We start from the raw sequence: 20744 nt of genomic DNA on the forward strand, positions 1-20744 counted from the left end.
ACCGATCAGTCGACTCGGCATGAACCGAGACAACCTCTTGAGGCTCCACAGCTAGGGCCCTCACACCGCGTTTGTGGCCGGACCCAGCCGTCAAATCTAGAAGAGAAGGCCGGGCAGCCAGAGCACCATCTGGGGCCATGCGATCAACAGGCCGACAAAAAAGAGCATCAACACGACAAAGGGGAGCGCGCCCCGGATGACGTCAACGATCGAGCCGCTTTCTCGCACGCCCTGGACGATATAGAGGTTCATGCCGATTGGCGGTGTTATCAGCCCGATCTCCATCATCAGCACCAGGAATACGCCGAACCAGACCGGATCGATGCCCATATGCACGATCAACGGGAAGACGACCGGCAATGTGGCAATCATCATCGACAGCGTCTCCATGAAACAGCCAAGGACCAGATAGAACACCACCAGAAGCAGGATGATTTCGAGCGGCGTCGCCCCGAACTGCGACACAAAGGCCGTCAGCGCCTGCGGAATGCCCAGCATGCCGACCACGAAGTTCAGGAACAGCGCGCCCACCATGATCAGCAGGATCATGGCCGACGTGCGCACGGTCGAGATCATCGCCTGGTGCAAGAGCGCGAAGCTCAGACGCCGCTTCATAATGGCGATGGCAAGCGAGCAAACGACACCGATGGCCGCGGATTCCGTGGGCGTGGCCCAGCCGAGATAGATGCTACCCATCACCACGATGAAGATGATCAGCGGCGGCATGATATCCAGGAGATTGGCCAGCTTCTCGCGCAAGGGGCGCGGCTCCAGCGCCGGTCCCGCGAGCCGCGGGTTCAACAGACATAAGACAATGATCAGCGTCATGAAACAGGCTGTGAGCAGAATGCCGGGCACGAGACCCGCTGCAAACAACTGACCGATGGACGTGTTGGTCATCGAGCCATAGATGATCATGTTGATCGATGGCGGGATCAGAATGCCAAGCGTGGCGCCGGCAGCGATGGTTCCCGTCGTCAGGCGCTCATCATACTGACGCTCCTTGAGGATCGGCAGCGCAACGGTGCCAATCGTTGCAGCCGTTGCCACGGACGATCCCGACACGGCAGAAAAGATGGTGCTGACGCCGATATTGGAGTGCAGCAGCCCGCCCGGCAGTTTTCGCATCCAGTCGGAAAGGCTGCGATAGAGCGCATCCGCAACCCCGGAGCGCACCAGGATTTCACCGAGAAAGACAAACAGCGGAATGGCGGTCAGAAGAAAGTCGTTTTCACCGCTCCACATCTGATTGCCGAAGCCCATCAGCGTCGGCCAGCCGAGGAACACAAGAGCACCCAGAAAGGCTGTCACAAAGAGCGCAACAGCCACCGGCAAACCGGCCAGCATCAGGCCCAGCATAATCACAAAACCGATCGCCGCTTCACCAACCCCGATCATGATTTCGCCCCCTCCTGATCGCGGTCGCCGGACATGGTCTCTTCCTCAATGATGTCATCAAGGCTCTTGCAGCCATAAAAGGCGTTCAAACGCGCGCGATCACGCAGCATCAGCACGCTTGCGTGAAGCGCTACGCATGTCGAGCAAACCGCGAAGAAGGCAAGCCCGCACACCCACACCAGTTGCGGCCGCCACAAGGGCGTCATCAGTGGCGTTCCGGAAAGCGATTTGTACTCAATGCTCTCCATCATCGCTCCAAATCCCCGCCAGACGAAGAAGATCGCCATCAGAGCCACGCACCAGCAAGCGAAGAGGTTCAGCATCGCCTGGCTATTCGTTCCCACGCGCTCCAACAGGATTTTGACCCGCGTATGGGCTCGCTCGAGAAGAGCGAACGAGAATCCGAAAGCCGCCACCACCGCCAGCGTGTAGCCGCCATATTCATCAGCGCCCTGCAAGGATACATTGAAGACGTTGCGCAGCAGGACCTCCAGCGTGATCATCAGCGATATGCCGAGCACAGCATAACCGGCGACGAGGGCCGCAAGGCGAGCAACAGGCAAAAGCCGCCGGGCCAGAGGGTTTTCATTGACGCTCACGTGAAGGCTCCGAGAAAGAGCGTTTCCAGGAAAAGACGATATCGGTTTTCCATCCGGAAACGCGCAAGAACAAAGAGATGAAGCAATTTCGCATTTCGGAGAAAAGCGGAAACGCTCCGGAGGGGCTGCAACCCGCGTTGCAGCCCCTCCGTGTTTGGCATTTATTCGATCGTGATGCCGGCGGCCTTGCCGGCAGTCGCGTTCCAGGTGTCCGAGCAGCTCGGATCAACGGCGTTGCAGGTTTCCTTCCAGATCGGAAGCACAACCTCGGTGGCCACATCCTTGATCCGCTGCTGGTCCTCGGCGCTGATCTCAACCAGTTCCATATCGAACTTCTTGTAGGTTTCGCAGCCATCCTGTCCCGTATTGCAGGCGATCGCTTCGCCGTTTGCCGTCTTGGCCAGGTCCCACATATGATCTTCCAGCGTCTTGAACTGGACCATCAGAGCCTCCTGCTCTTCCGGCGACAGGCTCTTCCAGGTATCGAGATTCATGAAATGGCCCTGGACGGAGCCGGAGACGGAAAGCGGCAGAAGGTAGGAGGTCACTTCGGGCCAGTTGCCGCTATTGGCGGAAATCGGCGAGGTGACGCCGCATGAGGCCACGCCGCGCTGAAGCGCCGGATAGACTTCCGAGAATTGCAGGGTCACCGGCGTCGCGCCGAAGCTTTCGAGCATCGCCGACATCGACGGGGTGAAGGAGCGGACCTTGAGGCCCTGAAGGTCATCCAGGCCTTCGATCTTCTCATTGCAGAAGAAAACCTGAGGACCGAACGGCCAGAGGGTCAGCACCTTGGCGTTGAACTTCTCCTGGAGCCGCTCATCGAACGGACTACGATAGGCGTCAACCACCTCGTGCAGGGCGTCCATGTCCGTGGCAACGCCCATCAGGTCAACACCTTCGAAGAAGGGATCGTCACGCGAGGCCATGCCGATCTGGACGGACATGATGTCGAAGGTTCCGCCGCGCAGCAACCTCAGGGCATCGGGGGCTTTGACGCCAACGACATCCATCGGGTTGTAGTTGATGCCGAGATCCACGCCGGACGCCTCGGGCAAGGCCTCAAAGAAGGATCTTTCGATCTCGACCTGATTGTTGTTCTGAGAAAAATTTCCGGCAATGCGGAGCGGTGTTTCCGCCATTGCCGAGCCAGAAAGCGCGATAGCGCCAGCGGCCAGGATGGCACGCGAAAGCGTAGAGTGCATATTCAGTCCCCTTTTTTTGAATTCATTTTCACGACTGTGACAAAATCTTTCCGGAATGCCAAGGCCGAATCCACTATCTGGAGCGAAAAAATTGCTCAACGGAAACCCCTGCCCATTATATAGGCTTAATGAGAAAAAACAGCGCAATATAAGGCGAATAGAAGGTCATGTATTTGTGTATACCGAATTTTGATATTGATTTTCAACGCAATCTGCGGATCATGAAGCGCATAGATCAGAGAATGTCGCCCGAAAAATGAATGCAAAATATCCGTAGAAGAGTTTTTTTGAATGCACACAGACACAGCAATCGCACGGCCAGCCATCATTGGCATGCTGACCCCGTCTTCGAACACGGTTGTCGAGCCCTATACGAGCGCACTTTCCTGGCCGCTTTTTCCCGCTGTCAGTATCCATTTCGGCCGGCTCAGAGTGCGCCGGATCGCGCTTGACGGAGACTCCGACCAGCAATTCGGCCTGGAGCCCTTTCTTCAGGCGGCCGACCTCTTGATGGATGCAAAGCCCGACATCGTGGCGTGGAACGGAACATCGGCAAGCTGGCTGGGCTTCGACAAGGACGAGCGACTGTGCGACGCCCTGAAGGAGAAGTTCGGCGTGCGTTCGACAAGCGCAGTGCTGAGCCTCAACCGTCTTCTGGACAGGTTCAATGTCCGCCAGCTTGGCCTTGTTTCGCCCTATACTGCCGATGTTCAGGACAAGATCATCGAGAACTATCGCAAGACCGGCATCGAAACCGTTGCCGAAGCCCATAGTGATCGAAGCGATAATTTCTCCTTTGCCGAGCTTGACGAGGAAACCATTGCGCGGATGTGTCGCGACGTCGCCAAGGCAAAGCCGGACGCAATCATTATCCTGTGCACGAACATGCGCGGCCCCATGATCGCCGCAGCGTTGGAGAGCCAACTGGGGATCCCCGTCATGGATTCCGTTGCCTTCACGCTCTGGGGCTGCCTGGACGCGATGGGCATTCCAATGCAACCTCTTGAAAAATTCGGACGAATTTTCGCATGATGGTCAACCCCCGTGGTTTGGCGGCAGTTTGAGGGAGTGAGAATGGCAGATACCGGCCTATCCGAGGACCAGCAGGCGCACCTGCAGCTTTCAGATGGCAATGCCAGCCTGCACGGCAATCTGGTGGCCCAGATCAGGGCGATCCTGGTGGACGGCGAGCTCGCTGACGGCACGCGCATCCCGGAAGGCGAGCTCTGCCAGCGCTTCAACGTGTCACGAACACCGCTGCGCGAGGCGCTGAAGGTTCTTGCGGCCGAAGGCTTTGTCGTGCTGCGCCCCAATCGCGGCGCCATCGTTGCGCCGCTCGATCCGGCCGAGATACCGCCGCTTTTCGAGTTCAAGGGCGCCCTCGAGCGGCTTATCGGCCTGACCGCCGCCGAGCGGGCGAGCGACACAGAGATCGCCGAACTGGAACACATACATCTCGCGCTTGATGCCGCCGCCGTTAAGGGCGACTACAAGCTCTACACGCGGCTGAACTACATGTTCCATCGCAACCTCGCCGCAGCGAGCAAGAACGCCATCCTCACGCAAAACTATGATGTCATCCAGCAGCGTATATGGCGGTACCGCTTCATTGTGAACGAATACGAAAAGCGCTGCCAGGAGTCCTTCGCCGAGCATGAGCGGATCATCACCGCGCTGAGGGCCCGAACGCCGCTGGACCTTGCCGAACGCCTCGAATTCCACAACCGGCGAACGGCTGAAGCCATGTCAGCCGCTCTGTGCTGAAAGTGCAAGCTCGCAGAAAGACCATCGTTCCGGGGCCTGCGCCTTCAGGAAAAGGACGATCGCGAAGGTCTTGGCCGGCGGGTACTGGGATACCGGGCTTCGGCGATCCCAACGGCCTCTTGTGAAAACATGCCGGCCATCAGGTTGGAACGGCACGGAATGATGTCCCCTCGGAAAAGGGCAGAATGCAAACGGCCCGCCTGATGGCGGGCCGGTATTCAGCTGTTTGTTACGGCTGCTTGCCGATATAGGCGAGGATGCCGCCGTCGACGTAAAGCACATGGCCGTTGACGAAATCGGAGGCTGCAGAGGCGAGGAAGATGGCCGGGCCCTTCAGGTCCTGCGTCGTGCCCCAGCGGTTTGCCGGGGTCTTGGCCAGGATGAAGGAATTGAAGGGGTGGCCGGGCTCGCGCAGCGGCGCGGTCTGGGGCGTTTCGATATAGCCCGGGCCGATGCCGTTGCACTGGATGTTGTAGGAACCATATTCCGACGCGATGTTGCGGGTCAGCATCTTCAGCCCGCCCTTGGCTGCGGCATAGGCCGATACCGTCTCGCGGCCGAGCTCGCTCATCATCGAGCAGATGTTGATGATCTTGCCGGAGCGGCGTTCCATCATCGACGGCAGCACGGCCTTGGCCATGATGAAGGGCGCCGTCAGGTCGATATCGATGACCTTGCGGAAATCCTTGGCTTCCATCTCGTGCATTGGCGTGCGGGCGATGATGCCGGCATTGTTGACGAGAATGTCGACCGGGCCGACGTCTGCTGCGATCTGTGCCACCATCTTCTGGACGGAGGGTTCGTCGGTGACGTCGCAGATATAGCCCTTGGCGTTAATACCGGCTTCCTTGTAGGCAGCAACGCCCTTTGCCAGGAAGTCTTCGTTGATGTCGTTGAAGACAATCGTCGCACCGGCTTCAGCGAGTGCCGAGGCGATGGAAAAGCCGATGCCGTAGGAAGCGCCGGTCACCAGCGCGACCTTGCCTTCAAGCGAGAAATTGTCTGCAAAACTCATGGGTCAAATCTTTCTGTTTTTGAGAGACTGTCGGTTTGAGCGGAAATAGCCCTGATCAACGCAGTTCGTTGATCGGAATGACGTCCATGTCGTTGAAGGTCTGGTTTTCGCCGCCCATGGCCCAGATGAACGTGTAGTTGGTCGTGCCGCAGCCGGCATGGATGCTCCAGGACGGGCTGATAACGGCCTGTTCGTTCTGCACCAGGATGTGGCGGGTCTGCTTGCCTTCACCCATCATGTGGAAGACGGACTGATCTTCCGGCAGGTTGAAATAGGTGTAGATCTCCATGCGGCGCTCATGCGTGTGGGCCGGCATGGTGTTCCAGACATTGCCAGGCTCGAGCTGTGTCAGGCCCATGGAGAGCTGGCAGGTTTCCAGAACGTCCGGATGGATGAACTGGTTGATGACGCGCTTGTTCGATGTCGCGGTATCGCCGAGCGGCACCTTCTTGGCATCGGCCATCTTCAGGAAGGTGGTCTTGCAGGATTTGTGGGCCGGCGCCGAGACCATGTAGAACTTGCCGGGCTTGGCGGGGTCAGCGCTCTTGAAGGTGACCGTCTTGGTGCCGCGGGTGATATACAGGCAATCCTGAAAATCGAGATTGAAGACCTCGCCGTCAGCTTCGATCGATCCGGCGCCGCCGATGTTGAAGATACCGATCTCGCGGCGCTCGAGCACATAATTCGTGCCGAACGTGCCCATGCAATCGATCCCCTTGTCCAGCGACACGGTTTCGGAAACCGGCATGCAGCCAAACGTCACCATCCGGTCGATATGCGAGTAGACCGCGACAACCGTATCAGCGACGTAGAGGTTCTCGATCAGAAATTCATCGCGCACTTCCTCGGTGTTGTAGCGCTGAAAATCCCTCTGGTTTACGGAATAGCGAATATCCATGGTTCTTTCTCCTTGTTCTTACCGAAGCGGGCGGATGCAGCACGCTGCAGCCCTTGCTTCCTGAAATCGGTGTAAGTCTGCGAGCCGGAATGACGGTTCGCCATGAGCGCCGCGCGTCCATTCGGACGCACAAAGGACGCTCTAACCTATTGAATCTGCGCATCGTGCTTTCCGAAAATCGATTCCGATTTTCGGAAAGCACGATGCGCTAGAGGCGGATCTTGACGACGACCTTGCGCACCTTTTCGCCCGGGTTTGAGACGGCGCAGCCGGGCCGATGAACGTCCCAGGGGTAGAAGACGGCGTAACTGCCCTCCGAAAGCACCAGCGGCATTTCGTCATTCATGATGTCGTAGAACAGAAGGTCGCTCGTTTCGGCGAAATCTTCGGTTACCGGGCCGGCCTTTGCCAGCGGGGCGAAACCGATGGTTTCGGCGCCGGAGACGACATACTGAATGTCCAGATAGCGGCGGTGGGATTCCGGCCGGTTCTCGTCTTTTGCGCGGGTCAGCCCGTCCTGCACATTGGCGAAAATCCGGTCGCCATCGATATCGATCCGGCCTGCAGGCACACTTGCAAGATCGGTCTCACTCAGGAAACGAAGTCCTTCCAGAACAGCATCCGGCAGGCTCGCCCGCTCAAGATCGATATTGTCCAATCGTCCGAAAATCACAGTCTTTACTCCTTGGTGGCCGAGCTCTCGGTTCGGCCGGGGCGCATCAGCCAAGCATTGGATTGCTTGCCGATCCGCGCATTTCATATGCTTCGCCAGATTTTGCGGGATGCCAAACGTCCCTGCCCGGCGGATTGCGGCTGCCCCAGCCAGGGGCAGCCGCGTCTTGGTTATCTTGAGATCACTGCACCAGACCGGCAGCGCGCGGCAGGGCCAGCGAAAGTTCCGGTATGAAGGTCACAGCCATCAGCAGCGCCACGAGAATGGCGAAGAAAGGCAGCAACGGCTTGACCACATCCTCGATCTTCAGTTCGGCAATCCGGCATCCGACGAACATGATCGGACCAACCGGCGGCGTGATCGTGCCGATGCAAAGGTTGAAGACCATCAGAACACCGAAGTGGATCGGGTCGATACCCAGCGATGTTGCGATCGGCAGGAAGATCGGTGCGAAGATAAGGATTGCCGGCGTCGGGTCCATGACGAAACCCAAGAGCAGGATCACGATGTTCATGATGACCATGATCAGGATCGGGTTGTCGGTGATCGACAGCAGCGACGAGGCAATGATGTTCGGGATCTGCGCATAGGCCATGATCCAGCCCATGATGGAGGAAACACCGATCATGAAGATGATCATCGCCGTCGTCTTCACTGTTGCAAGCAACAAAGCCGGAATCATCTGGACCGAGAGCGTTCTGTAGGCAAAGGACAGGATCGTGACGTAGACCACCGCGATCGCGCTCGCTTCGGTCGGCGTGAAGATGCCCGAGATGATGCCGCCGACGACGATCAGGATCATCAACAGCGCCGGAATGGCCTCGACCGTGGTCTTGAAGTTGGTCCTGAAGTTTGCAAGCCGTTCAGCCTTGTAACCGGCCTTGCGGGCAAAGAAGACCACCGGGATCATGCAGGCGATGCCCCAGAGAATGCCTGGAACGTAACCGGCCATGAACAGGGCGGCAACCGACGAACCACCGCTTGCCAGCGAGTAGATGATGAAGGTGTTGCTCGGCGGGATCAGCATGCCTGCCGGCGCCGATGCGATATTCGCCGCGGCAGCGACCTTGGGATCATAGCCGTCCGCCTTCTGCTGCGGGCCCATGGCCCCGCCGATGGCGGCGGCGGCGGCGACGCCTGAGCCGCTGATGGCGCCGAACAGCATGTTGGCAACGATGTTCGTCTGCATCAGCGAGCCGGGAATGAAGCAGATCAATGCCTTGGCGAAGTTGATCAGCCTTCGCGCTATCCCTCCCGACGTCATGATATTGCCGGCAAGGATGAAGAAGGGGATCGCCAGAAGCGAGAAGGAGTTGATGCCCGCAAAGATGCGCTGGGCAGAGGTGATCGCCATGCGATCGAAGGTGAAGATGGTGGCCATTGCCAGCACCGAGCCAATGCCCATGCTGACGCTGATCGGAACGCCGATCATCAAGAGGATCGGGATCGAGATCAGCAGGATCAGGCCGATATCGGCTGCGTTTGCCATTTACTTGGCCTCCCCTTCCGAGCTGACCGGGCGGAGCAGCTGCAGGATGTCATTCCAGATGTTGTACAGGCAGTAATAGGCCGAGAAGGCGCCGCAGATCGGCAAGGCCATGTAGATCTGGCCGGTCCTCAGGAACGGGATTGCCGCATTCGTCTGACGCATCGTGCGGTCAACGGCGTCCAGCCCGCCAATCAGCAGAATAGCGACGACGAACAGAAGGATCAGGACATCCGCCGAAAGCTGGAACATGCCCTTCAGGCGCTTGGAGGAAAAAGCGTCCACGAAGATCCCGATGTTCATGTGGCCTTTCTCGCCGAACAGCAGGGAGGCGCCCAGAAGAACCAGCCAGACAAACATGATCTTGGCCAACTCTTCCGTCAGAGCGCCGGCGCCGTTGAACACATAACGGTTCACCACCTGCCAGGTGACGACAACCGTCAGAAGGCCACACAATGTAATGCAGACCGTTGCCAGAAACCGATCGACCCAAAGCTTGATCGTATGCATAGCAGTTTCTTTCTCATCCAAGCTGGCCCCAGCTTAGCCGGGACCAGACCAGGTCATTTGGTGTTGGGGATCATTCGCCCTGAGCGTGCATCTGATCGTAGATCTTCTTGGTCACGTCGCTGTTGAGCTTCTGCTCGGTCAGCGGGCGCACGGCATCACGGAAGGGCTGCAAGTCAACTTCGTTGAACTGGGCGCCTGCTTCTTCTGCCAAAGCGCGGGACTTGGCAGCATCTTCGGCGAAGACTTCGAACTCATAGTCGGCGGCTTTCTGAAGCTCTTCGATGAAAATCTGCTTCACATCGTCCGGCATGTCTTCGAAGTAGTCGATATTCATTACAAGATAATCAGGGATCATCAGGTGCTGCGTGTAGGAGAAGTACGGCGCGACTTCCAGATGCTTGAGCGACCAGTAGGTGACTTCGTTGTTTTCGCCACCGTCAAGAACGCCGGTCTGGATGGCGGTGTAAACTTCACCCTGTCCCATCGCGATGCCGTTGCCGCCCATCATGTTCATCATGTCGATATTGGTCTGCGACTGCATCACGCGGATCTTCTGACCGGCCAGATCTTCCGGCGTATGAACCGGGTGGTCCTTGAGGTAGACGTTGCGCGAACCAGCCGTGAAAGCTGCAACAACGACGATGCCCTGGTCGGCAACGGAGTTGTAGAGATCGCCGACGATTTCAGGATTGTTGACCACCGCCTTCTGGTGCTCGATGCTGTCGAAGACGTAAGGCAGGTTGAAGACGACAAAGTCCGGGTTCCAGCTTTCCAGAAGGCTGGCCGATGCGAGCGACATGGCGATCGTGCCGGTCTGCGCCATTTCGACGGTTTCCTTCTGGGCGCCGAGCAGCTCGTTCGGGAAGATCTGGACGGTGTATTCGCCGTTGGTCCGTTCGGCCAGCGCTTCACCGAAGCGTTCCATGGCCTTGTACTGGGGATGCGTTTCCGGCTGGTTGAACGCGATCTCGAAAACGGTCGCGGCGAAGGCGGAGGAGGGGCCGAAGGCGGTTCCCAGCGCGATGATGCTGACGCCTGCCAGACCAAGAGTGTTTTTGAAGTTTTTCATGATTGCCTCCCGTAAGGGTATTGGATTTGAGGGTACCGGTCCGCCTAGATGGCGCCTGGCCGGCCTTCAGTTTGAGGAGCGATGTTGCCATCGCCCCACTTCTCGTAGACATCCTTGATGTCGCCGATGAAATAATCCGGGTTGAGGTCACGGATCGGACGCAGGTCCTCCGCGCTCAGCCCTTCCAGATGGTGGGTCATGGCCTCGACCGCGCTCTCCGCATCATGTGCGGCCAGCGCGTCGACGATTTCGCCATGTTCCACGAGCACGCGTTCCATGCGGTTGATCTGCGGCAGCGTCAGCCGCCGGTAACGGTCAACCTGCAATTTGACCTGCTCGATGATTTTCCAGATGCCGGGATAACCGCCCGCCACCGCAATCGCGCGATGGAGCGCCTCGTCGGCGGCATGGAACTGGTCGCTGTCGCCGGCATCCGTGCGCTCGCGCTGGAACATCAGCAAAGCACGCATATTGGCAATTTCGCTGCCCTGGACGCGGGCGGCGGCGGCACGGACATTCACCTGTTCTAGCGCCGTTCGCGCAACCTGGGCTTCCAGGAGCGAAGCGATCGGAATTCTGGAGACCCGCGTCCCTGATTTGGGAACGATATCGACAAGCTGTTCTTCAGCCAGCCGCAGCAGCGCTTCGCGGATAGGCGTGCGGCTGGTTCCGCATTCGGCCGCGATTTCCTTCTCACTGATTGTTTCGCCGGGCAGACGCTTGAGGGAGACGATCTCGGCGCGCAGACGGCGGTGAACGATCTGCGTGGCCGTTCCATTGCGGCTGTCGCTTCCCGGGACCTCAATCATGCCATCAGATGCGTAAGCCATCCGTGCCTCCATCAGTGTTGTATATCTTGTATACCAGTTATATTAGATATACAACGACGGCTGCCTGCGACAAAATGACAGACCCGCAAAAGTCCGATTTTAAATGTTATTTCATATACTTATTGAACCGCGCCGGGATTGCCGGAGGCTTGGTTTCAATAGTTACGCGGCTTGGATTTCAGTTTCCAGCGCTGCGTAGAAGTGTGCCTCTGCTTCTGCCGGTGGCATATTCCCGATTGGCTCGAGCAGACGGCGGTTGTTGAACCAATCCACCCATTCGAGCGTGGCAAATTCGACGGCCTCGAAGTTTCGCCAAGGGCCACGCCGGTGAATGACCTCAGCTTTATAGAGGCCATTGATGGTCTCTGCCAAGGCGTTGTCATAGCTGTCACCGACGCTCCCCACAGAAGGTTCGATACCGGCTTCAGCGAGGCGTTCCGAGTAGCGAATGGACAGATATTGCGAGCCACGATCGCTGTGGTGAACCAACCCCATTGCCTTCGTGGGGCGCCGATCATGGACAGCCTGTTCCAAAGCATCGAGCACAAAGCCCGTATGGGCCGATGTGCTGACCCGCCAGCCGACGATCTTTCTGGCATAGGCATCAATGACGAAGGCGACATATGCGAACCCCTTCCATGTGGTGACGTAGGTGAAATCGCTCACCCAGAGCATGTTGGGCGCCGGCACGCGGAATTCGCGGTTCACCTTGTCCAAAGGACAGGGCTGCTTCTTGTCCGGCACGGTGGTTTTCTGCGGCTTGCCGCGAATAATCCCCTGGATCCCTATGTCTTTCATCAGTCGTGCCACGGTGCAACGCGCGACGTCCAGGCCTTCGCGGCCCAGTTGTCGCCAGATCTTGCGCGCCCCATAGACCTCCCAGTTCTCTTCGAAGACACGTTGGATCTGGGGCTTCAGCCCGGCATCGCGCCTGGCGCGATCCGACAACAAGGTCGGATCGGCCCGTTTGGCCAGATGGGCGTAATAGGTGGATGGGGCGATCGGCAATGTCTTGCAGATCGGCTCGACCCCATGGCTCCACGCTGGTCGTCGATAAACGCGACCATTACTTCGACCGGCGGTCGAGCTCCGCCAGCGCAAAATACGCTGACGCCTTGCGCAGGATCTCATTCGCATGGCGCAGTTCGCGGTTCTCCCGTTCCAGCGCCTTCATGCGCTCAGCCATATCGCTTGGAATGCCGGCACGTTGGCCGCTGTCGACCTCGGCCTTCTTGACCCATTCATGCAGCGTGTTCGCTGAACAGCCGGTCTTCGCGGCAATCGAGACAACAGCCTGCCAGCGCGATCCATGCTGACCGGCATTGTCGAGAACCATCCGCACGGCACGTTAGCGGACTTCAGGGGAATACTTGTTCGTTGTTTTGCTCATGATGCTCCATCTTACTCAAGAGTTGGAGCCTCCGGCAATCCCGGCGCGGTTCAGTCGTCATCGCCCATCTGGATATCCGACCGCTGCAGTTCACCTCACGGATTTCTTCTTGCGCGGCCCCAGGCCGAAGGGTGCGCCGACGGTGCAGGCGTGAAGCGTGCTGGAACATCGACTGTTGCTCGGAACGTCAGCGCGACAAGCGGACCGATGGCAGGAACGGTCATGAATCGGCGTGCCACTTCATCCTGGCGGGCCAATCGGAAAAGCATGTCGTCCAACCGGCTGAATTGCTCTCGAAGGGAGCGCCTCGCCAACAGCAACACCTCTGTTACCGGCTGCAGGTCCGTCTCGGCAAGCAGTTCGAGCTACCGAGGCTCGAAGTCGCGAGCCTTCACCTTGTCGAGGTGATAGCCGAAGTTACGGATGAGACCGCAGAACTCGTCCTCGATGTCCTGGAACTTGTTTCGTAAAAGTTGCCGAGCAGTGAGGATTGTGCGCAGGTACTTCGATTTGATGTTGTGCTGAGTGCAGACGTCACGATGCATGAGCTAGGCGCCCATCTACGGATTGCCTCACATGCGCACTCCTTAAAATTCGTTGCGTCTTCCCGGATGTGGGTTACGAAAGGCGAGCCGCATCTGCTTTTCCGTTTCGATCAGCGCGAAGAAGACTGCGCCAATTGCGACGATCAGCAGCCCGTCGAACAGCGGCACACTATGGGTCCCGAAGATGGCCTGAAAGGGCGGTAGGTACGTGATGGCGAACTGTGCGGAGGTGACGGCGATAACGCAGGTCCAAACGATCGGCGTTCCTCTGGCGGCCGCCCAGGTGAGAGAGGTCCCATGGATGTTACGGATGAAGAAGAGGTGAAAGATCTCCAGCACCACCAATGTGTTCATGGCGATGGTCTGGGCCAGCGCGATGGGATAGCCCTTGTCGACGGCATAGAAATACATGCCGAAAACGGCAGTCAGAAACAGGGTAGAGATGAGCACGATGTGCCAGACGAGTTCACCTGTAAGTAGTGGCTCGTTGCGCGGACGAGGTGGGCGGCGCATCGTGCCGGGTTCGGAGGGTTCGAAGGCCAGCGCGAGGCCCAGCGTCACACCGGTGATCAGATTGATCCAGAGGATATGCACTGCGGTGATCGGCAACGCCAGACCGGCGAACAGCGCCACTATGATGGTCAGCGCCTCGCCTGCGTTGGTGGGAAGCGTCCAACTGATTACCTTCTTGATATTATCGTAGACGGTGCGGCCCTCGCGCACCGCGGCAGCGATCGAAGAGAAGTTGTCGTCGGCGAGCACGAACTCTGCGGCCTCCTTCGCCGCTTCGCTGCCCTTGAGCCCCATGGCGATGCCGGCATCGGCGCGCTTCAGTGCGGGCGCGTCGTTCACGCCGTCGCCGGTCATCGCCACAGTCAGTCCGCGGGCTTGCAGAGCAGTGACAAGGCGCAGCTTATGGGCAGGCGATGTGCGGGCGAAAATGTCGGTCTCGACCGCGGCCTCCGCGAGCGCGGCGTCGTCCATCGCTTCGATATCGGCACCTGTCAGTACGCGGTCGTGGTTCTTCAGCCCGATCTGCCCGGCAATGGCGCGGGCGGTTGCTGCATGGTCGCCCGTGATCATCTTTACCCTGATGCCGGCTGCGTGACACTCGGCCACAGCCGTGATCGCCTCGGCGCGCGGCGGGTCGATCAGGCCGATCAGCCCAATCAGCGTGAGGTGTCCCTCCAGATCGGTGGTGTTCAGGACCGCGTGATCCTGAGGCACCGCCCGCACAGCAACGGCGATCACCCGCTGGCCTTCGGCAGCGAGTTCCTCCACCTTGCCGTGCCAGTATTCGGCATTGAGCGGCTCGGTGCCGCCCTCACCGGTGCGCTGGTTTGCGCAGAGCGCCAGCAGAGCCTCGGGAGCCCCCTTGACATGAATGCAGGCATGGCCTTCGCGGTCATGGTGGAGCACAGCCATGTAGCGATGGGCGGCGTCAAAGGGGATCGAGTCGGCGCGGGTCCACCGGCGGAACGGTTCGGGTCCCTCGTGGGTGATTTTGCCGGCAAGGGCCATCAGGGCCCCCTCCATCGGGTCTCCCTCTACGCGCCAGCCCGCATCATGGGCCTGCAGCATTGCGTCGTTGCAAAGCCCTGCGGCGCGAGCGAACTCCATCAATACAACGTGCTCATCCGCGTGGGCGTCCGCCTCGCGCCAGCGAACCGCTCCCTCGGGGGCATAGCCGTTGCCGCCGACCGAGTAGACGTGTTGCGATGCAGCGAGAGTCGCCGCCATCATTTCGTTTCTAGTCAGCGTGCCGGTTTTATCGGAGCAGATCACCGAAACCGAACCCAGGGTCTCGATCGCGGGTAACCGACGCACGATGGCATTGCGCCGCGCCATGGCCCGCACGCCGACCGACAGTGTGATCGTGAGCACCGCCGGCAGCCCCTCGGGGATCGCCGCCACCGAAAGCCCGACGACCGCCATGAAGAGTTCCGAGAAGGGCAGATGCCCGACGAAATAGCCGTACGCCAGAAGCGCGCCGGCCACGATCAGGATGAAAACGGTTAGCCAGCGAGCGAATCCGTCCATCTGAGCGACAAGCGGTGTCGTCAGGGTTTGCACTTGGGCGAGCATGCCGCTGATCCGACCGATCTGGGTATCGCCCCCGGTGGCGGTGACGACGCCGCGCCCCGCGCCTGCGGCGACCAGCGTGCCGGAAAAGAGCATTGAGGTTCTGTCGCCAAGGGCTGCATCCTTTGCCGCAGGCGCGGTACCCTTGTCCACCGGCACGGATTCGCCCGTGAGGATTGCTTCCTCGGCCTTCATCCCCCGCGCCTCGATCAGCCTCAGATCAGCCGGCACACGGTCACCCGCTTCGATCAGCACGGTGTCGCCCGGCACCAGGTCGGCAGCGTCCAGGCTGACCCTGCGACCATCACGCAGCACGGCAGAGCGGGGCGCCAGCATCCCCCGGATCGCCGCCATCGCCTGCTCGGCGCGGCCTTCCTGAATGTAGCCGATCACAGCGTTGACGATCACCACCGCGAGGATCACACCGGTGTCCATCCAGTGCTGCAGTACCGCTGTGACAACAGCCGAAGCGATGAGCACATAGATAAGCACATTGTGAAAATGCGCCAGGAACCGCAACAAGGGACTTCGCCGCGGCGGCTCGGGCAGCCGGTTCGGTCCGTGTTCGGCAAGGCGGCGGGCGGCTTCGTCGGTGCTTAGCCCACCGGGTTCGGCACCCAGTGCATCAATGGCATCTCGTGCCGACAGGGCGTGAAGGGCGGTGCTCTCGTAGTTCTCGGTCATTCGCTCGACTTCCTTGTCTGGAACGCACCGTGCGCCAACGCTCACGGTGCCTGCTTCTCTTCCGTTTCGATGGACGGGATTTCCGTGCGGCCTTCTTCCGGAGCGCCGCTCAGCAGTTCCACCGCGCGATCCGCCGCATCCTGGAACGGCTCGAGAACGATATCGGCGCCGGCGCCGAACAGCTCTTCGGTATCCCGCGAATGGTGCGAGGTCACGGCCACGCGTCCGCGGAAGCCGGCCGCACGCGTCAGCTGTATCAGCGTAATGCGCGTGTCCTCGTGGCTGAGCCCGGTGGGATGGATTGGAACGGTCGAGACCACCCACTGAGCCCGGGTGAGCGGCAGTTCACCGACGAATTCCGGGTCGGTCGCATCGCCAAACTCGGTCCTGAGGCCCAGTTCGCGCCAGCGCCGCACGGCCAGCGGGTTGAAGTCGATCCCCAGCACCCGGATGCCGCGCTTTTGCAGGCGCATGCCGATGGCCGTACCGAACCGTCCGAGCCCGAAGACGATCACCGTGTAACCGTCCTCATGATGCGCGCCCGTCTCGGACGGCTCGCGCGGGGTTCCCCTTCGCTCGAAGATGCCCAGCACAGGCTCGAACACTGGGTAGAGCCGGTGCGAGTAGGTGATCATGTAGGTGGAGGCGGCGATGGTTACGAGCCCAACCATCGTGACAAGGCCGAGTGCATCCTCCCGCACGTGACCGAGCGAGACGCCCATGGCCACGAAGATCAGGGAAAACTCACTGATCTGCGCAACCGTCAGACCAGCGAGAAAGCCGGTGCGCTTGCGGTAGCCGATCGCGCCCATGATCGCGAGCACGATCAGCGGGTTTCCGATCAGGACGAAGAGCGAGAATACGATGGCGCCTGTCACATGTACGCCGAGAAGCGACAGGTCGAGGGAGGAGCCGAGAGCAATGAAGAAGAACAGCAGCAGGAAATCTCTGAGCGGCGCGAGGCGCGCGGCGATGGTCTCGCGGTAAGGAGTCGAGGCGAGCGCGACGCCTGCCAGCAGGCCGCCTACCTCTTTGCCGAGTCCCACGATGTCACCGATCGCCGCAAACATCGCTGCCATCGCGATGGCGAAGATCACCAGCAGTTCAGGCGCCCGCGCGAGCCGCTCGGTCAGCGGATCTGCAATGTAGCGGACGAACAGCACGACGAGCGCAACCATCGCCACGCCCGAAGCCAGCACTGATAGGACCGACCCGCCTGCGTGGCCGCCGCCCTCGACCGCCGCGCCAACGCCGACAGCCGACAGAATGATCATCGCCAGCACCACGACCAGGTCCTGCACGATCAGGAAACCGAGCGCTATCTGCCCATGCAGGCTGTCGATCTCACGCTTGTCCGAAAGAAGTTTCACGATGATGATCGTCGAGGAAAACGTAAGCGCTACCGCGACATAGAGGCTGCTGACATGCCCCAGCCCAAGCGCCAATCCGATTACGTACCCGAAGACGGAGGTGAAGAGCACCTGACCGAGCCCTGTCAGCAGCGCGACCCGGCCCAGAGACCGGATTAGCTTCACGTCGAGCTTGATGCCAACGAGGAAGAGGAGCACGGCTATGCCGAGTTCCGACAGGAGATCGATCTGCTCGTCGGAACGGACCACGTCCAACACGGACGGCCCAGCTATCAGGCCGACTGCAATGAAGCTCACGATCAACGGTTGGCGCAACAAAATGCCGATAAGCCCTATAGCTGCGGCCAAGACCAGAAGAAGTGCAACCTCGGCGAAAGGCGACTGGATCAGTGCTTCGATCATGTGCCATTCTCGCGCTCGGCTTCACCGTAAAAGACCGACTCGGTCTCCTGCGCGGAAATCTCGCGAGCTCGCGTTGCATGGCTGGAAAGGAACGCCTCGAGGTCGCTGTCGGAGATCCGCCATCCCTTGCCGATCTCGATCGCGCGAAGCTCGCCAACCTTGATCCAGCCACGAACCGTCGCCTCGCCGACTCTTAGCCGGTCGGCCACTTCCTTTACCGTCTGATAATGGTCGCGTACCATCGGATGATCCCATTAGGTGTTGTTTGGTGCAGAATACCGAAGTTTAGTGCAGTTCAGATGATTTCGATCAAACGAATTGTCGTGCCAACGTGATTTATTGGAAACAATCGGAACCGTGCCGAGACAAGGAGCACAACATGAAGGAGATTCTGCTGGCCACCGACTTCTCCGAGCGGTCGGATCGTGCGCTCCGACGGGCGACGTTGCTCGCCCGGCAACTTGGCACCTCCCTTTCAATCGTTCATGTCGTGGATGACGACCAGCCGCGGCGCATTGTCGACAGCGAGCGTGACGCGGCCTCCACGCTCCTGCGGGAGTTGCAGAGCACGGTGCAGAATGTAGACGGAATTCCATGCGAAACACGTATCGTGCTGGCCGACCCCTTTGCTGGGATCGCACGGGCGGCAGAGGAGGCCCTTCCGGATCTTTTGGTCATCGGTCCACATCGACGCCAGGCGCTGCGCGACGTGTTTGTCGGAACGACGGCTGAGCGGACAATCCGTTCCGTGAGGTGTCCTGTCCTGATGGTGAATGCGCCCCCGGTCGGGTCCTACAATCATGTGATGCTGACGACAGACCTTTCCGAGGGCGCCGAACACGCGGCGAACGTCTGCAAGATGCTAGGAATCGCGCGCGGCGCCAAGGTCTCGATCGTGCATGTCTTCGACACGCCGGCGCTCCATCTTGCAATGAGTCACGCCATATCGGCCGTGGCACGACAGGCCTATCTTGAGGACGAGCGCAAACAGGCATCCCGCGACCTCTCGGCGTTCGTGAAATCAGTCGATTGGCGATCGATCCGGCAGGATGTTCGTCAGCTACAAAACTCTCCGGCTGAGGAGATACTCACCGCCTCAAGAGAAGAATCCGCAGATCTCGTCGTTGTCGGCACCCATGGGCGAAGCGGCCTAGCCAGGTACCTTCTCGGCAGCGTGGCAGAAGAAGTGCTGCGTAAAGCCGATCGCGACGTACTCGCGGTTCCAAAGTCAGCGACTTGAGGTGAGCATCACTGCATTGCGACCATCTCTGGAAGTCGCATCTGTATGTGTTAGGAAAGCCGAACAGTCCATCTACAGTTTTCCCCTTTCCGGCCTGTCCTGCTGCAGCGAGGAGGCCCAACGTCTCGAAAGCTGACGGACGTCGAAGCACGAAAAAACCCGGCGGCCGAAGCCGCCGGGTCCCGGGCGTTCCGCTCAGAACGGGATGTCGTCATCGTCATCGATGAACTTGCCGTCGTCGTTTTCGGTCTGCTTCGCCTTACTGAGGAAGTCGACCGTCTCGGCGATGATCTCGCAACCGTAGCGCTCCACACCGGCGGCGTCCGTCCACTTGGTGTAGTGGATGCGGCCACGTACCAGAACCTTCATGCCCTTTTCGCAATACTGCTGGACCGTCTTGCCGAGGCCGTTGAAGCAGGTGATGCGGTGCCATTCGGTGTCCTGGACACGGTAGCCGTTCTCGTCGCGAAGGACCTTGCCCTCGGCGTAGCGCGCCGAAAGATCGGCGTGGTAGCTGCGGCCGGTTCCGCCGGCATCGGAGAAGATCAGGATGCGCTTGGTATCGTCCATGAATGCCTGGGTCTCCGCCAGATTGGCGGCGGCGGCGCGGGTCTCGACGGCGAGACGATACATGCCGCCGAAATTACGCTTGCTGACGATGCGGCGCGAGCGCCCGGTGACTTCGGCGACCATGTCGGTGCCGAAATGCTGGACGAGTTGGTCGAGCGCGCCCGGCACCGGCGGCAGGCTGGCGAGCCTGGCAATCAGGTCATCGCGGCGGGTGACCGCCTCACGGCTCTCGACCGGCTGACCATCGCGATAGACCGGGCGTGACGACAGATTGCCCTCGCTGTCGGTGAACGGCTCGTAGAGCTGCACCGGGAAGGAATGGGCAAGATAGTCCAGGACATATTCCCTCGGCGTGATGTCGACCCGAACGTCGTTCCACTCCTCGGTCGGCAGTTCCGCCAGGCGGTGTTCCATCAACGCCTCGCCGGTCGAGACGATCTGGACGACGGCCGAATGGCCCGCCTCCAGATCGGCGGCGATGGAGCGGAGCAACGTCGGGGTCTTCATGCTGGTGAGCAGGTGGCCGAAAAAGCGCTGCTTGGCGGACTCAAAAGCCGAGCGCGCCGCGGATTTGGCCTGCCTGTTGAGCGTCCCGTCGCTGCCGGTGATGTTGGCCGCCTCCATCCCCGCATCGAGGTTGTTGTGGATGATGGCGAAGGCGCCGGCATAGGCGTCGTGGATGCGGGTCTGCTCGGGGGTAAGTTCGTGCTCGACCAACTCGTATTCGACACCGTCAAAGCTGAGCGAGCGGGCGGTGTAGAGACCGAGCACCCTGAGGTCGCGGGCGAGGACCTCCATCGCGGCGACGCCGCCGGCCTCGATCGCTTCGACGAATTCGGCGCGGGTGGCGAAGGGAAACTCCTCGCCGCCCCAGAGGCCGAGGCGCTGCGCATAGGCGAGATTGTGGACGGTGGTGGCGCCGGTTGCCGAGACATAGACCACGCGGGCATCGGGCAGCGCGTGCTGAAGCCGCAGGCCCGCACGTCCCTGCTGTGAAGCGGCGACATCACCGCG

At 60.0% G+C, this 20744-nt stretch carries 17 protein-coding genes, 1 pseudogene and 1 other annotated feature; of the genes and pseudogenes, 3 read left to right on the plus strand and 15 right to left on the minus strand.

The annotated features are described in order from the left end of the window. Window positions 1-96: 96 nt before the first annotated feature. From AC5DC2_RS05220 to AC5DC2_RS05230, 3 genes are all read right to left on the minus strand, one after another. Window positions 97-1398 (minus strand): TRAP transporter large permease, encoded by a 1302-nt coding sequence (locus AC5DC2_RS05220; RefSeq protein ID WP_491697736.1) that lies wholly within the window; start codon window positions 1396-1398, stop codon window positions 97-99. Then, on the minus strand, window positions 1395-1997 hold the full coding sequence (locus tag AC5DC2_RS05225; protein WP_491697737.1) for a TRAP transporter small permease subunit: 603 nt from the start codon (window positions 1995-1997) through the stop codon (window positions 1395-1397). Before AC5DC2_RS05225 ends, AC5DC2_RS05220 begins: the two co-directional genes overlap by 4 nt. Window positions 1998-2158: 161 nt before the next feature. Continuing rightward, window positions 2159-3202 carry a TRAP transporter substrate-binding protein gene (locus tag AC5DC2_RS05230; protein ID WP_491697738.1) on the minus strand — a complete coding sequence of 348 codons (1044 nt, stop codon included), beginning with the start codon at window positions 3200-3202 and terminating at the stop codon, window positions 2159-2161. Between the two features lie 291 nt (window positions 3203-3493). Between AC5DC2_RS05230 and AC5DC2_RS05235 the strand changes: the two genes are divergently transcribed. Both AC5DC2_RS05235 and AC5DC2_RS05240 read left to right on the plus strand, forming a co-directional pair. After that, on the plus strand, window positions 3494-4234 hold the full coding sequence (locus AC5DC2_RS05235; RefSeq protein ID WP_491697739.1) for a maleate cis-trans isomerase family protein: 741 nt from the start codon (window positions 3494-3496) through the stop codon (window positions 4232-4234). A gap of 42 nt (window positions 4235-4276) precedes the next feature. Beyond that, complete coding sequence (locus AC5DC2_RS05240; RefSeq protein WP_491697740.1) at window positions 4277-4966, plus strand: GntR family transcriptional regulator; 690 nt, start codon at window positions 4277-4279, stop codon at window positions 4964-4966. A 229-nt stretch (window positions 4967-5195) separates the two neighbouring features. On the opposite strand, the gene AC5DC2_RS05245 is transcribed toward AC5DC2_RS05240, so the two are convergent. From AC5DC2_RS05245 to AC5DC2_RS05295, 11 genes and pseudogenes are all read right to left on the minus strand, one after another. Next, the gene (locus tag AC5DC2_RS05245; protein WP_491697741.1) at window positions 5196-5981 is read right to left on the minus strand and encodes a gluconate 5-dehydrogenase; all 786 of its coding nucleotides are present in this window, start codon (window positions 5979-5981) and stop codon (window positions 5196-5198) included. A gap of 55 nt (window positions 5982-6036) precedes the next feature. Beyond that, window positions 6037-6879, minus strand: coding sequence for a 5-dehydro-4-deoxy-D-glucuronate isomerase (kduI, locus tag AC5DC2_RS05250; protein ID WP_491697742.1), 843 nt, complete (start codon window positions 6877-6879; stop codon window positions 6037-6039). A 208-nt stretch (window positions 6880-7087) separates the two neighbouring features. Further along, window positions 7088-7552, minus strand: coding sequence for a NanQ anomerase/TabA/YiaL family protein (locus AC5DC2_RS05255; protein WP_491697743.1), 465 nt, complete (start codon window positions 7550-7552; stop codon window positions 7088-7090). 181 nt (window positions 7553-7733) lie between these two features. Then, on the minus strand, window positions 7734-9041 hold the full coding sequence (locus AC5DC2_RS05260) for a TRAP transporter large permease (RefSeq protein WP_491697744.1): 1308 nt from the start codon (window positions 9039-9041) through the stop codon (window positions 7734-7736). Further along, window positions 9042-9548, minus strand: a complete 507-nt coding sequence (locus AC5DC2_RS05265) for a TRAP transporter small permease (protein ID WP_491697745.1) — start codon at window positions 9546-9548, stop codon at window positions 9042-9044. Window positions 9549-9618: 70 nt separating this feature from the next. Then, complete coding sequence (locus AC5DC2_RS05270) at window positions 9619-10617, minus strand: TRAP transporter substrate-binding protein (protein ID WP_491697746.1); 999 nt, start codon at window positions 10615-10617, stop codon at window positions 9619-9621. Between the two features lie 44 nt (window positions 10618-10661). Beyond that, window positions 10662-11447 (minus strand): GntR family transcriptional regulator, encoded by a 786-nt coding sequence (locus tag AC5DC2_RS05275; protein WP_491697747.1) that lies wholly within the window; start codon window positions 11445-11447, stop codon window positions 10662-10664. A gap of 162 nt (window positions 11448-11609) precedes the next feature. Further along, window positions 11610-12783: pseudogene (locus tag AC5DC2_RS05280) on the minus strand (IS3 family transposase). Next, window positions 12441-12556 (minus strand) — a sequence feature (AL1L pseudoknot). It overlaps the preceding pseudogene by 116 nt. A 641-nt stretch (window positions 12784-13424) precedes the next feature. Next, the gene (locus AC5DC2_RS05285; protein WP_491697748.1) at window positions 13425-16148 is read right to left on the minus strand and encodes a cation-transporting P-type ATPase; all 2724 of its coding nucleotides are present in this window, start codon (window positions 16146-16148) and stop codon (window positions 13425-13427) included. A gap of 41 nt (window positions 16149-16189) precedes the next feature. After that, window positions 16190-17920: a cation:proton antiporter gene (locus tag AC5DC2_RS05290; RefSeq protein ID WP_491697749.1), complete on the minus strand. Its 1731-nt coding sequence runs from the start codon at window positions 17918-17920 to the stop codon at window positions 16190-16192. Continuing rightward, window positions 17917-18162 carry a helix-turn-helix domain-containing protein gene (locus tag AC5DC2_RS05295; RefSeq protein WP_491697750.1) on the minus strand — a complete coding sequence of 82 codons (246 nt, stop codon included), beginning with the start codon at window positions 18160-18162 and terminating at the stop codon, window positions 17917-17919. The genes AC5DC2_RS05290 and AC5DC2_RS05295 overlap by 4 nt, the downstream gene beginning before the upstream one ends. A gap of 137 nt (window positions 18163-18299) precedes the next feature. Between AC5DC2_RS05295 and AC5DC2_RS05300 the strand changes: the two genes are divergently transcribed. Continuing rightward, window positions 18300-19160, plus strand: coding sequence for a universal stress protein (locus AC5DC2_RS05300; protein WP_491697751.1), 861 nt, complete (start codon window positions 18300-18302; stop codon window positions 19158-19160). A 195-nt stretch (window positions 19161-19355) separates the two neighbouring features. On the opposite strand, the gene ssb is transcribed toward AC5DC2_RS05300, so the two are convergent. Beyond that, window positions 19356-20744: single-stranded DNA-binding protein (gene ssb, locus AC5DC2_RS05305; protein WP_491697752.1), on the minus strand; the 1389-nt coding region annotated here is incomplete at its 5' end.

Source organism: Martelella sp., from assembly GCF_984369615.1.